Below are 13,060 nucleotides of genomic sequence, written 5' to 3'. Positions count from 1 at the left end.
TGGCAGTATTGTGATGAAAGAAAGCATTCTTCAGAAACCGGATGAACAACTTGTTGCGGATGCTTTGATTTCTGCGATTCAGGAAACTGGATTTGTAATGCTGCCAATGAGCAAGCAAGCGCAGCAGTTGAAAGCAAGGATGAAGCTGATGGCGCTGGCTGGCGACGATTGGCCCGATGCTTCAGATGAAGCGCTGCTCGGCACGCTCGAAGAGTGGCTGAAGCCGCATCTATTCGGGATGAAGAGCCGTGCTGATTTACAAAAGCTCTCCATGCATCAGCTGCTTGAAGGCAAGCTTAGCTGGAAGCAAAAACAGGAGCTTGATGAGCAGGTTCCTACCCATATCGTTGTACCTAGCGGTTCTCGCATACCGATAGACTACAGTGATCCGGAGTCGCCAGTGCTTGCCGTAAGGTTACAGGAGCTATTCGGTCTAACGGATACACCACGACTAGCAAGGGGCAGATTGCCGGTTACACTGCATCTTTTATCTCCGTCGCAGCGACCGGTTCAAGTGACGCGTGATTTGCGCAGCTTTTGGGAGAATACGTATTTCGAAGTAAAGAAGGATTTGAAAGGACGTTATCCGAAGCATTATTGGCCGGATGATCCTTACACAGCGATGCCGACGAATCGAGCGAAGCCGAGAAACACATAAGGGACTCAGCTGTTTCTGCCTAAGCACGAGAAATCTCCCTATTCTGAGAGGATGTGTGCCAAAGCAATGATCATTTATTTAGTCATACTATATTTGCTGTTTATAAATATTTACACGTTTGCGCTTATGGGCTTTGATAAGAAAAGCGCTAAGAAGCAGCGCAGGCGTGTTCCCGAAAAACGATTGTTTTTGCTGAGTGCCATTGGCGGTGCAGGCGGAACATGGCTTGCGATGAAAAAATGGCGTCATAAAACAAAACATCGCTCGTTTACAGTAGGAATTCCTTTTCTGRTTGTCTTAAATATATTGCTCATTCTAGGAGCTGCCAAGCTTATTGGAATGACTGTAAACTCTTGATTGCTTTGAGAAGCCTTCCTATGGTATATTGGGGCTTCTCTTTTTTTTCTTGCACACCACAAACTTAGGAGGTAACTGACATGACCGTTCAAAGTGCCTATCAAGAAGAGCAGGATCGATTAACCGAGTCGCTGAATGATATTGTAAATCAGCTTCAAGAAATTGGTCCACGCTACAAAGGCGATGATTTCACAGAGCAAATGCTCGATTTACAGCAAGAGGAACGTAGACTTAGACTTGAAATATCGAAGCGTGAGCCTTATTTCGGCCGCATTGATTTTCAAGAGTTGCCAGTGGGCGAAACAAAGCCCTTATATATTGGAAAAGCCGGCGTGGCAAAGCAAGGCAGCAATGAGCTGCTTGTTATCGATTGGCGTGCGCCAGCAGCAAGCTTGTTTTATTCCTTCACAGGCGGAGAAGCGCCAGCTTCCTATGAATCGCCTGACGGAGAAATTGAAGGATATGTCCATTTAAAGCGAAATTTCATGATCCGCCAGGGAGAAATCATTCGTCTGGTTGATAGTTATGTACGCGGCCAAGAAGAGGGCTCGGTAACGGATGAATTCCTTTTGTATCGCTTAGGAGAGAACAAGGATAATAAGCTGCGTGATATCGTTTCTACGATTCAAGGCGAGCAAGACCGTATTATTCGTGCGGATCGTAACAAAGCGTTGTTTATACAGGGCGTCGCGGGAAGCGGTAAAACGACCGTTGCGCTGCATAGACTTGCTTTCTTGCTTTATCAGTACGCCGATCGGATGCGAGCGGAGCGAATGATCATCTTTGCGCCTAACCGAATGTTCCTAGACTACATATCCGGTGTATTGCCAGAGCTAGGCGTGGGTGATATTCAGCAAACGACATTCAGTGACTGGTCTCTTGAACTCCTTGAGAAAACAGTAACTGTCAGCGATCCGTCTGATACGATGGCTTATTGGTTCGAAGAACGCAGAACCGCTTCAGAAGTGGAGAATGCATCCGGGCGCTTTAAAGGGAATCTCGATTTTAAAGCCATTATAGATGAGCGGATCGCCAACTTTGAGCAACGAATTGTGCCAACGACATCTTTTATGCCAATTGATGGGCTTGAGCTGTCGCCAGAGCAAATCCGCGAGTGGTATGATACCGATTATGGCGAAGAGACGCTCATGAAGAAACGGGATCGACTTGTTAGTCGGATTCGTCGCTGGATGGAGTCCGAGCTGAAGATGAAGCGGATTGTTGATAAAAAAATAAGAGCGAAGGCGCTCACTAAGTTTAATAGCTACACCAAAAAAATTCCGGCCTATACCTCTTTACAGCTATATGCTTCGTTGTTCAGCGGAAAACTGCTTGAGAGCCGTATTCCTAAGGTTATCGCAGCTGCAACTGCCGAACGATTAAAAAAAGAAATGGCTGCTGCGGAGGATTTGGCACCGCTCGCCTATATCCAGCTTCAGCTATTTGGATTGCCGAAGCAGTTTTTCGATCATATCGTTATAGATGAAGCACAGGATTATTCTCCGTTTCAGCTGGAAGTACTTCGGCTGTGTCAAAGAACAGCATCGATGACCGTGCTAGGCGATTTGCAGCAAGGAATTCATGCCTACGCAGGCGTACAAAGCTGGACAGAGCTTACCGCTTTGTTTAATGAAGAGCAGATTGACTTTTATGAGCTCAATCGAAGCTATCGTTCGACAATGGAAATTATCGAATTTGCCAACAGAATTTTAGGAAGCATGATCGGCGAAGTCAAACCTGCGGTGCCTGTTTTCCGAAGCGGAGATGCCGTTCTTGCAGTGCCAGTTGAAAACGATAATTGGTTAGCATCCATTGAAGGCACTATCCGTGAATGGCAATCGAAGGCAGAATATGAGACGATTTCTGTCATTGGCCGTACAGCGATTGAATGCGAAGAAATTTATAACTTCTTGATTAAGCAAGGTTTGGACGCTTCGTTAGTGCAGAGCAAGCAGCCTGCATATGGCGGCGGCCTGTCTGTCGTACCTGTCTATTTGTCCAAAGGTTTGGAATTCGATGCCGTTCTTGTAGCAGATGCGAGCGAGGAAGCTTATTCTGAGCTTGATGCGAAGCTATTGTACGTCGGATGCACGCGCGCCTTGCATAAGCTTAAGCTGTTTTATCGCGGAAGACTCACATCACTGCTGGGCGACGAAGCTTAATTTCGATATAATAGGCAGCAACATAACGTCTATCCGGAGGCTACTTATTTATGAACTGGGACGAATGGCTGCCGCCAGTATGGCTCTCTTTGAGAGTATCTATTATGGCTAGCATTATCGTTGCCATTATTGGAATGCTCGTAGCACGCTTCATGTCACGGCATTCTTTTAAAGGCAAAAGTATCGTAGAAACCTTCTTCATGCTTCCGCTGGTCCTGCCCCCAACCGTCGTTGGGTTCATTCTTCTCATTACGCTTGGACGAGGGAGCTGGATCGGTAAAGCATACGAGTGGTTATTTGCTCAACCTATCGTTTTCTCATGGATCGCCGCGGTTATCGCGGCGGTCATTGTTGCGTTTCCGCTCGTTTATCAGACGATGAAGGTTGGTTTTCTTTCCGTCGATCGCCATCTTGAGGAGTCTGCACGTTCAGCAGGAGCCAGTGAGCTGCAGGTACTGAGATATATCACGCTGCCGCTTGCTAAACGATCACTAACTACGGCATACCTGCTAGGATTTGCTAGAGGCCTTGGCGAGTTTGGCGCAACCTTGATGATTGCAGGAAATATACCAGGTCGCACGCAGACAGTACCTACTGCTATTTACATCGCTGTTGAGACGGGTGAAATGGGAATGGCTTGGGCTTGGACGATAGCTATCATTTCGTTCTCTTTTGTCATGCTGCTGTTTACGGGACGCAAATTGGAACAATAATGTGAAGGACGAATCCGAATCCAGTTTTTCTGCGTATTACTTGCGGAGAAGGAGCGTGCCCGAAGATGTCTACTGTCATGGATTCACCAGAAAATTTGAAATCTGCTTTGCTTGAAATAGAGAAATGGGAAAAAGAACAGAAGGATTTATGGCTTTGGGAAAAGCTTGGGCGTTTGCCATTTATGCTGCTCGACAAAATCACTCCAAAGTTTATACAGGAAAAACTTGGACTTGCAGTAGATGAGATCGGAAGCTATATTCAAAATGGCGGGAAATATTTGATTTCGGAGCGTTCGGTTATTGAGAAACTGCATCATAATGCGGCTCAGAACGATGTGCTTCTTGGAGCCGATCATGAAGAGACGACCATTGACGATGTGGCTAATATGCCGTTGTCTATTTTAAACTTAACTGCTGAGCAATTGGCATCCAGTCGCTCGAAAATGGCCACGCTTCAAGGGGCAACGACAGGAATTGGCGGCATTTTTACATTAGCGATCGATATTCCAGCCATACTCGGCTTATCGCTGAAGATCATTCAAGAAATTGCGATTTGCTACGGGTTTGATCCAAAAAGCAAGGAAGAACGTGTATTTGCAGTTAAAGTAATGCAATTTGCTTCTTCAGATATTGTAGGAAAAAATGCGATACTTGATGAGCTCAGTGCTTATGAGGAAGTGAACCGAAGCAATCAAATGCTGTCGCAGCTGCAGGGCTGGAGTGAAGTGGTTGCTGTTTATCGGGACAATTTTGGCTGGAAGAAGCTATTTCAAATGATACCTGTGGCAGGCATGTTATTCGGAGCGTTCATTAATCGGGGCATTTTGAATGATGTTGCAGAAGCAGCAACCATGCTGTACCGGAAACGCAGAGTATTGATAAAGCTGGGGGAAAATGAGGCGAAAGCATAATGACGACGAGCAGCATGAGAAAGACCATAGCCGAGCAAGCGATTGCTTTTCTAGGTGAAGCGTATTATGAGCTTGGAAAAACCGAAGAAGAAGCGAAGCGGCGAATTGATGAAGTGCTGAAGCAATTAGAGGATACTGGTTATTATACACATACGTATGAAGAGCTAAGGCATGGTGCAAAGATGGCGTGGCGGAACAATAACCGCTGTATCGGTCGATTGTTTTGGCAGACGCTGGAAGTATTCGACGCACGCGATATAGTGGATGAGCTAGATGCTGCAAAACGAATCTTTCAACATATGAGCTATGCAACAAATGGAGGCAGGATTAGGCCAGCTATTACGATTTTTCCGGCCAGCCACTCCCAAAATAACATAAGAATTTGGAATCATCAGCTCGTACGCTATGCAGGTTACAGCGAGGGGGAAGCTATTATTGGCGACCCTGCCTCCGCAGCCTTTACAGCTGTTTGTGAGAAGCTTGGCTGGAAGGGTGAAGGTACTCGATTTGACGTGCTTCCGCTAGTCATTTCGGTTTCAGGGAAATCGCCTAAATGGTATGAGCTGCCTAAGGAGAACGTGCTAGAGGTTGCGTTGACGCATCCTGAAAATCAGGAGTTCGAGCAGCTCGCATTGCAGTGGTACGCCGTTCCTTTTATATCTGATATGGAGCTTGAAATAGGTGGAATTTTGTATAWGGCTGCTCCTTTTAATGGATGGTACATGGGTACTGAAATCGGAGCGAGAAACCTATCGGACACCAGTCGCTATAATCAGCTGCCGAATGTTGCAAAGCTTTTTCAATTTGATATGTCAACGAATACTTCGTTATGGAAGGACCGTGCTTTAACGGAGCTAAATGTAGCTGTACTGTATTCATTCAAAAAGCAGGGCGTCAGCATTGTTGACCATCATACAGCATCGGAGCAGTTTCTACGTTTTGAGAAGCAAGAGCAGGAGCAGGGGAGAGCAGTGACCGGTCGTTGGTCATGGCTTATTCCCCCGATGTCACCCGCTACCACAGGCATATGGCATCGCAGCTTTGATGATACGGAACGAACGCCTGCTTATCGAGCGCAAGCTGCTCCATATTAAGCAAATAATGTATGAAATGTAGTAAGATAAATAGAGGAATGTTAGTTCATGAATTGGGCTAATCTCCTCTATTTTTTTATTTTAAGCATGTGATGTCGAATTTTGAGATGAACTGGCTTTTGCAGAGAAAATGATGAATGCCTGATTGTTTTAATAGGAGACAAAAAAATAAGGAGGCTCTTTATGGGAAAATTTATTAGCCATGTACAGATTCCAGTGAAAAACTTGGAGGATGCAGCTTTATGGTATATTACCAATCTCGATTGTACGTTACATGCTAATTTCGGTGAATTTGCTATTATAGGCTTTAAGGAAGATAAAACGCATATCTTTTTATGGAAGTCTTCAGATAAGGAATCATCAACGTTTACAGTTAATGGCGAACCGTTTCCGAGCATTGGTTTTCAGGTAGAGGATATGGATGAGCTTTGCAGAAAGCTATCTGAAGCTGGCGTTAAGGTACATGGCGACCCAAAAGCACCGCCAGGCGAGGAAGGAAGAAGGTTTTTGAAATTTTTTGATCCTGATGGCAATATGTTGGTCGCACATACTATCTAGGAATGTTAATTTTGGTAAACTGTAATCAACTGATAGACTTTTATTAGCTGACGTTAAATGATATTTGAATCATACATTTGGATGAGCAGGCGCTAATCAGCCTGCTCTTTTTATTGGCCATAACGATTTCTAATAAGAACTTTCATCTAGCAAATCTTTGCAGGAGATCCTCAAAAATCAAGCAACATAAAATTATTAATATACGTCGAAGTAGATGTGTGTACTTTTAATTTGACTGTTAGAGAGGCAGGGGTTCTTGTGCAAAAGCTTTTCTGCTTGGTATTGTTTATTGCTGTTTGTCTATCTGGTTGTTCCACAAAGTCTGATCCCGCAGCGTCAGACCGAACTTCCGAAAATACTGTACTTGAAGAAAATTTGCCATTTGCACAATTGCCAGTGAATGAAATAAAGGAAATTGTTATCTTAAAACCTGATGGCATAGATTTTGAGCCATTGCCTAAACCATTAGCGACTCTTACCGAGAAAAATGAATTTCAAGCATTTTCAGATGCAATAAAAGATGCGGTTAGAGCTACAGGGGAGGTTGTTGCTATCGGACCAAACTACGACATTATCGTAAAATATGCATCCTCTGAGCAACGATTTCGATACTGGAATAGCAAACCTCTAAAAATGATTACAGATCTTGAAGTACAAAAGTCATATTTCTTAAGTGAAGAAGCGATCAATCAAATTGATGAGTTAATCAACAAGCGGCTGACAAACGGTGTAAAGGATTAGGCTAATAATGATCTGAACAATTAACTGAACGAGGCAGCCGGTAGGATGACAGCCTTGCCGTGCTCTTTGAGGTTTAGTTCGATTTATTTTAAGGGGAAGATGGAGGCATTACAAAGGTGAGGAAAAATATAAATATCGTACTAATCGGTATGTCAGGAGCGGGTAAAAGCACTGTAGGCGTGCTGCTTGCAAAAGCTTTAGGAATGGATTTCATCGATACAGATCTTGTTATTCAACAACAAGAAGGCAGGTTGCTGCAAGAAATAATTGATCATGAGGGTATCGACAAATTTATGGAAATCGAAGAGAAAATAGTTTCTGTACTGGAACTGGAAAATTGTATTATTTCTACAGGTGGAAGTGTTATCTATTCAAATAAAGCTATGAATGCCTTGAAACAGGTTGGGCATATCGTTTATTTGCATGTCCCATATGAAGAGATTCAAAGGCGACTCATAAACATAGCAACTAGAGGGATTGTAATGAAGAAAGGAAATAGCCTGAAGGACGTTTATGAGGAAAGAGTGCCGCTATACATGAAGTATAGTGATAGAACTTTTGATTGCTCAAATAAGGATATCGAACATTGTGTTAGTGAAATTTTAGAGAGCATGCAGAAATAAAGGAGCGAAATCTCGCACCCAATGTTTACCAAATATTACATAAATATTCGTGCAAGGGGAATAAAACAGCTAGAGGCCGTACAGGAGAATTGTATGCATCTCATTTCGGGCCATGCTGAAGAAGATTGCTATATCGTATTTTTAAGCTCTTTCGCCTGTATATCCAGCTGCCGCGCCGCTTCTCCGATGCTCATGAATTCATCGACAGCACGTTGAATGCGCTGCTGGCTTTCCGCAACGACTTCCTGTGAGAGCTTGGTGCCGTTTACGACCTCTTGAACATGGTTTACGATATCTTCGACATACCCATTTACTTCTTTGGTTGCTTCATGGACTTGACCAGCCAGCTTGCGGACCTCTATCGCGACCACATTGAAGCCCCGGCCATGCTCACCGGCATGTGCAGCTTCGATTGCCGCATTTAATGATAAAATATTCGTTTGCGATGCAATATCGCGAATGGTACGAACGATTTTACGAATAAAGCTTGTTTGTTGTTCCAGCAGATGGAGGACAGTCATATTATCGCTTGCACCTACAGCCACTCTTTCAATTGCCGCTTCCACTTCTTGGCTGTGTGATATCCCTTCTTGGGCACGGCCGAGCAGCTCCTCGGACATTTTTAGCAAATTTTCTGTCATCTGAGAAGTAGCCTGCTCGCGGGCATTAATATCGGTTGCCATTTTTAAAATTGCAATGACTCTGCCTTCTTCGTCCCTGACCGGCATGTAAGTGGCCTCCAGCCAAATTGCATTTCCGGTTTTTGTAATCCGCAAAATTTTATTCTGAAAGGGTAGTCCATTGCGCAAGTCTTCCCAGAGTTTGGCATACGCAGTGCTATTCACAAATTGTTGCGAACAAAATTGCTTATGCTGCATGCCTGGCATCTCTGTGTAGTGATATCCCATGGCTTGCGCAAAATTTTCATTTGCCCATAAAACCTTTCCTTGAACATCGAATTCAATCATGGCGAGCGACTGCTCAATAGCTGTAAGAACAGCTCTCTTGTCCAATACCTGGGTAGTCATATGTAGCACGGTGTTCGATTCTGTCATGTAGAGATTCTCCTTCATTCGTTCGAATGCTTATAGTAAGCAAAAATAGCCTTCACAACATTCTACAAACATTATACAAGTTGTGCAAGATATTATTATCAAGGGTTTGAAACGCATTTGGAACATGTTTGAAATTCTATCAGATTCATTTGAGAGATTAATGTGATTGGTTCTCTCATCTGATGTCGAGAAGGGGCGAGATATGCTATTCTAAGTAGATGACATCAGCTTGTTTGGAGGAATTATAAACGTGGATTTTAATATGCAATATTTATCCTTTTTCGTTATTCATACCGATGGTGAAGAGAGTGCCACATCATCAGGAAAACGGTTTAAACATTATCAAACTTTAGAAGAAGACACATATGAAGATAGTGAAATTCAAAGGTTTTTGGATGATGAATTTAAACGGATCGTCAAAAGAAAAGTAGAGCGCAATCCTAACTCAGCAGGCGCGCCAACGAAGATTGGACGATTTATGGTCGAGCCCGGTTATGAACTCGGCAGCAATCAGAACTACAATTTATTTCAGCGGCTGCGTGACGCGGATTCCAAGGAGCGCTTTATCGGCATTGCCGACGAGCTCGTTCGAATCTACATGGATACGAGTGCAGTAAGGGGAGGCGCATTTATTATTGCGTTATCCAAGCTTAATACGTATTTCGATGAGCCGTTTTTATTTTTGCTGAAATGTGATTTTGAGCCTAAGATTGCTCGTATTTCGGATGAAAAAAGCTTAATCTCCCAGGTGGAGATGGCGATATCTGCTCGCAGCATCAAATCGATTCAGTATCCGCATATGCCGGAGGAGGGCATGCTAGAGCATTGGGAGCTAAAAATTCATCAGGCGTCGCACGCTCGATATTTTGAAGATTTCTTAAAATATGTTTCTTATGAGAAGCCTTTGCCTGAGGTCATGGGAGAGCAAGTGGTGGAGATGGTTCATCAATATATTGCGGATAAGTGGCAAGAGGATGAAAGCTCGGAGCGCCGCGAGGAAGAAAATGCGGTCGAGGTGTGGGCGGCAAGTGAGAAGCGCGACCTTCAGGAGTGGTGGACGCCGGAGCAGGTAGAAGTTGCAGCTGCGGCATTAGTTGAGCAGAAGCCGGATTTACCTTTTACATTTAAACTAGGCGACGTTACAGTAAAAGGTCTGCTTGCTGACTTTGGCGACAGCAYCCATTTTGCCAAGCATAACGGACGTTACGTCGTCGTAATTGAAGGGGATTCCTTTCAATTCGACAAGGGCATGTCGCCGGTTGAGCTCGTCCAGCCGCTTGATCTGGTTAATGTTATGCCGCGTATCGGAAGCAAGAAGCCTGCTGAGGATGCGGATTCTGGATATAGCTACACACCTGCTGGAGAAGGCACAGGCAATAACGATGATGTTCCATGGTAAGTCATCTAGTACGTATGAAATTTCACTTTGAAGGAGAGGATATTTAAGTGGACAACTTATTTTTTATAGAAATAGGCATGGGATGCGATCTACACGGTCAAAATATTACAAAGGCATCGGTGCGCGCGGTACAAAACGCGATTCATCATAACTCGATGCCCGGACTGCGATCCGTACTGCCAGGAGGAACGCTTGATAACATGAAGGTGCGGGTAAGGCTTGCACTTCCTTGTGATCATGAGCTTCTTGACGTGGAGCAGGTAAAAGCAGTGCTGCCGTATGGACAAGTGACTGTAGAGGTCATACACGGCGGCATGCTGACGACTAGCGGTGTAGTACTGCCGGACAAAGATGATAAAAACGATTTGATTTACATCGTTAATGCATCGGTTGAGGTGGGCTACTAGTAGCATCTCCATTGCAAAAGGGAGAAGACGATGGTTTTAAAGCTTGCACTATTCGTATTATTGCTCGTATTTACAGCTTTTTTTGTCGCGACTGAATTTGCAATTATTCGCATGCGATCAAGCCGCGTCAATCAGATGGTAGCAGAGGGCATGAAAAATGCTAGAGCGGTTGAGCAGGTAACGAGCAAGCTTGACGGTTATTTATCTGCCTGCCAGCTCGGTATTACGATTACGGCGCTTGGCCTCGGATGGTTGGGAGAACCAACGATTGAGCTTATATTGCACCCGTTATTTGATCGGATACATATCGAGGGCGAGCTAAGCTCGGTGCTTTCGTTTGTCATTTCCTTCATCATTGTAACGTACTTGCATGTCGTCCTAGGAGAACTTGCTCCCAAAACGTTAGCCATCATTAAATCGGAAGAAGTCAGTCAGTTTACAGCTCCGATTATCATCGTTTTTTATAAGGTGATGTATCCGTTTATTTGGCTTCTCAACGGATCTGCGAACTCCTTGGTAAGATTGCTGGGCTTAAAGCCAGCGAATGAGCATGAGGCTCATTCCGAAGAGGAAATCCGCATTATTTTGTCGGAAAGCTATGAGAGCGGGAAAATTAATAAAAGCGAGTATGGCTATGTCAACCGGATTTTTGCGTTTGATGAGCGGCTTGCGAGAGAAATTATGGTTCCTCGGACGGATATGGCCTGCTTGTATGTGGATCATACGCGCGCGGAGAACCTCGAAATTATAATAAGAGAGCAATACACGCGTTTCCCTGTGGCCAAAGGAAGCAAAGACAACATCATTGGGATATTAAATACAAAGCAATTTTTTCTCCGCTATGAAACAAACCGAGATATCGACTTAACATCTCTGCTTCAGCCCGTTATGTCGGTTCCTGAAGTCATGCCGATAAATAAGCTGCTCCGCAAAATGCAGCAGGAACGCGTTCAAATTGCAATTCTGTTGGACGAGTATGGTGGAACGGCGGGGCTCATCACCATCGAAGACATCATAGAAGAAATTGTAGGGGAAATCCGTGATGAGTTCGATGAGGATGAAGTGAAAGAAATCGAATATATTGAGCAGCAGCGTTATTTGGTTAACGGCAAGGCACTGATCAGTGATTGGAATGAGATTGCAGGAACTGATCTTGAAAGTGAAGAAGTAGATTCTGTAGGCGGTTGGCTCTTTAATCAGAGGCCCGAGCTTCCTATCGGAGAGCCGTGGACCTATGGGAATATGACCTTTATTATTCGTGAACGTGACGACAATCGAATCCGGAAAATCGAAATTCATACCGATTTGATCGAAAATGAAATGGGAACCTACGGACATGCATAGGCTTGTATAGAGTGAGTAATTTTCAGTCTATTTCTAGGAGGAGATTGGGCGTTGGGCGATCTAATTAATGCGATTATTATGGGTATCGTGGAGGGCCTTACTGAGTTTTTACCAGTTTCATCAACGGGTCATTTGATTTTAACAGCGGAGCTGTTGAATTTCACAGGTGATCGAGCGAAAACCTTTGAGGTGGTCATTCAATTTGGCGCTGTGCTTGCTGTGCTTGTGTTATACCGAAATCGGTTTGCGAGTTTACTTAATTTCAAGGTAGGCAAAAATTCGGGTTTGAATGCTCTTCACATCATTATTGCAATGGCACCGGCGGGAGCTTGTGCTGTTTTGCTTCATTCGTTTATAAAAGGCGAGTTGTTCGTTGCTGAGAAGGTGCTGATTGGTCTTGTGGCGGGCGGAATACTGATGATTATCGCCGATCGTGTACGAAAGAAGCCGACTGCAGAGGAGCTTGATGACATTACCTACAAACAGGCCTTTGCTGTTGGATGTTTTCAAATACTCGCATTATGGCCGGGCTTCTCGCGTTCAGGCTCGACGATATCTGGCGGCATGCTGTTTGGTGTAAGCCAGAAGGCTGCGGCCGAATTTACTTTTTTAGTATCCGTTCCGATTATGGCTGGAGCGAGCGGAATAGACCTACTTAAAAGCCGAGAGTTTCTCACGATGTCGGATTTGCCTCTGTTTCTAATTGGACTAATAGCTGCATTTGTTGTAGGGATGATTGCGGTCGTAACGTTCATAAACTTGATGAAAAAAATTAGGCTTTCATGGTTTGCCTATTATCGTTTTGCGCTCGCAGCACTTTTTTATTTTATTATTTTATAAATGGAGAAAACACTGATTTTCGACAAAATTATCGAGAATGATTTTCAACTACATATAATGTAGCAAAAATTCGCTTGGATCAACTATCATTAATTTATATCCAATCGATCATTTTTTCTAATATATCCGAGATAATCAGGGCAAATTGCCCTGATTTCTTTGTTTTGTGGATGAATAACGATATTTTTCCATAAAATT

The 13,060-nt window shown here is 44.0% G+C and carries 14 protein-coding genes; 13 read left to right on the top strand and 1 reads right to left on the bottom strand.

Going from position 1 to position 13,060, the window contains the following annotated elements:
- From AB4Z17_RS26460 to AB4Z17_RS26420, 9 genes are all read left to right on the top strand, one after another.
- The coding region (locus AB4Z17_RS26460; protein ID WP_441963120.1) for an ATP-dependent helicase C-terminal domain-containing protein at positions 1-658 on the top strand (658 nt) is incomplete at its 5' end.
- A 66-nt stretch (positions 659-724) separates the two neighbouring features.
- The gene (locus AB4Z17_RS26455; RefSeq protein WP_441963118.1) at positions 725-1,015 is read left to right on the top strand and encodes a DUF1294 domain-containing protein; all 291 of its coding nucleotides are present in this window, start codon (positions 725-727) and stop codon (positions 1,013-1,015) included.
- A gap of 80 nt (positions 1,016-1,095) precedes the next feature.
- Positions 1,096-3,177 carry a HelD family protein gene (locus AB4Z17_RS26450; protein ID WP_441963116.1) on the top strand — a complete coding sequence of 694 codons (2,082 nt, stop codon included), beginning with the start codon at positions 1,096-1,098 and terminating at the stop codon, positions 3,175-3,177.
- 50 nt (positions 3,178-3,227) lie between these two features.
- A complete protein-coding gene (modB, locus tag AB4Z17_RS26445; RefSeq protein WP_441963114.1) occupies positions 3,228-3,890 on the top strand; it encodes a molybdate ABC transporter permease subunit in 663 nt (220 codons plus the stop codon).
- 65 nt (positions 3,891-3,955) lie between these two features.
- On the top strand, positions 3,956-4,801 hold the full coding sequence (locus tag AB4Z17_RS26440; protein WP_441963113.1) for an EcsC family protein: 846 nt from the start codon (positions 3,956-3,958) through the stop codon (positions 4,799-4,801).
- A 14-nt stretch (positions 4,802-4,815) separates the two neighbouring features.
- Positions 4,816-5,895: a nitric oxide synthase oxygenase gene (locus tag AB4Z17_RS26435; RefSeq protein WP_441963111.1), complete on the top strand. Its 1,080-nt coding sequence runs from the start codon at positions 4,816-4,818 to the stop codon at positions 5,893-5,895.
- A gap of 183 nt (positions 5,896-6,078) precedes the next feature.
- Positions 6,079-6,453, top strand: coding sequence for a VOC family protein (locus AB4Z17_RS26430; protein ID WP_441907809.1), 375 nt, complete (start codon positions 6,079-6,081; stop codon positions 6,451-6,453).
- A gap of 258 nt (positions 6,454-6,711) precedes the next feature.
- Complete coding sequence (locus AB4Z17_RS26425; protein WP_441963109.1) at positions 6,712-7,194, top strand: hypothetical protein; 483 nt, start codon at positions 6,712-6,714, stop codon at positions 7,192-7,194.
- Positions 7,195-7,310: 116 nt separating this feature from the next.
- Complete coding sequence (locus AB4Z17_RS26420) at positions 7,311-7,817, top strand: shikimate kinase (protein ID WP_441907807.1); 507 nt, start codon at positions 7,311-7,313, stop codon at positions 7,815-7,817.
- 128 nt (positions 7,818-7,945) lie between these two features.
- Here the strand turns inward: AB4Z17_RS26420 and AB4Z17_RS26415 are convergent, their stop codons facing one another.
- Positions 7,946-8,872 carry a methyl-accepting chemotaxis protein gene (locus tag AB4Z17_RS26415; RefSeq protein WP_441963107.1) on the bottom strand — a complete coding sequence of 309 codons (927 nt, stop codon included), beginning with the start codon at positions 8,870-8,872 and terminating at the stop codon, positions 7,946-7,948.
- 250 nt (positions 8,873-9,122) lie between these two features.
- Here AB4Z17_RS26415 and AB4Z17_RS26410 point away from each other — a divergent pair, with 250 nt between their 5' ends.
- Genes AB4Z17_RS26410 through AB4Z17_RS26395 form a run of 4 tightly spaced genes read left to right on the top strand, consistent with a single transcriptional unit; the run spans position 9,123 to position 12,862 of the window.
- Entirely contained in the window at positions 9,123-10,271 is a 1,149-nt protein-coding gene (locus tag AB4Z17_RS26410) for a DUF3900 domain-containing protein (RefSeq protein ID WP_441963105.1), read from the top strand.
- A gap of 47 nt (positions 10,272-10,318) precedes the next feature.
- Positions 10,319-10,678 (top strand): Lin0512 family protein, encoded by a 360-nt coding sequence (locus AB4Z17_RS26405; protein ID WP_076269289.1) that lies wholly within the window; start codon positions 10,319-10,321, stop codon positions 10,676-10,678.
- Positions 10,679-10,708: 30 nt separating this feature from the next.
- Complete coding sequence (locus tag AB4Z17_RS26400; protein ID WP_441963103.1) at positions 10,709-12,022, top strand: hemolysin family protein; 1,314 nt, start codon at positions 10,709-10,711, stop codon at positions 12,020-12,022.
- Between the two features lie 51 nt (positions 12,023-12,073).
- On the top strand, positions 12,074-12,862 hold the full coding sequence (locus tag AB4Z17_RS26395) for an undecaprenyl-diphosphate phosphatase (RefSeq protein WP_441963101.1): 789 nt from the start codon (positions 12,074-12,076) through the stop codon (positions 12,860-12,862).
- Positions 12,863-13,060: the final 198 nt, after the last annotated feature.

It is taken from the genome of Paenibacillus sp. TAF43_2, assembly GCF_052113545.1.
Lineage (GTDB): Bacteria > Bacillota > Bacilli > Paenibacillales > Paenibacillaceae > Pristimantibacillus.
Note: the sequence above shows the minus strand (reverse complement) of the source record. Positions and strands in the feature narration are given on the sequence as shown.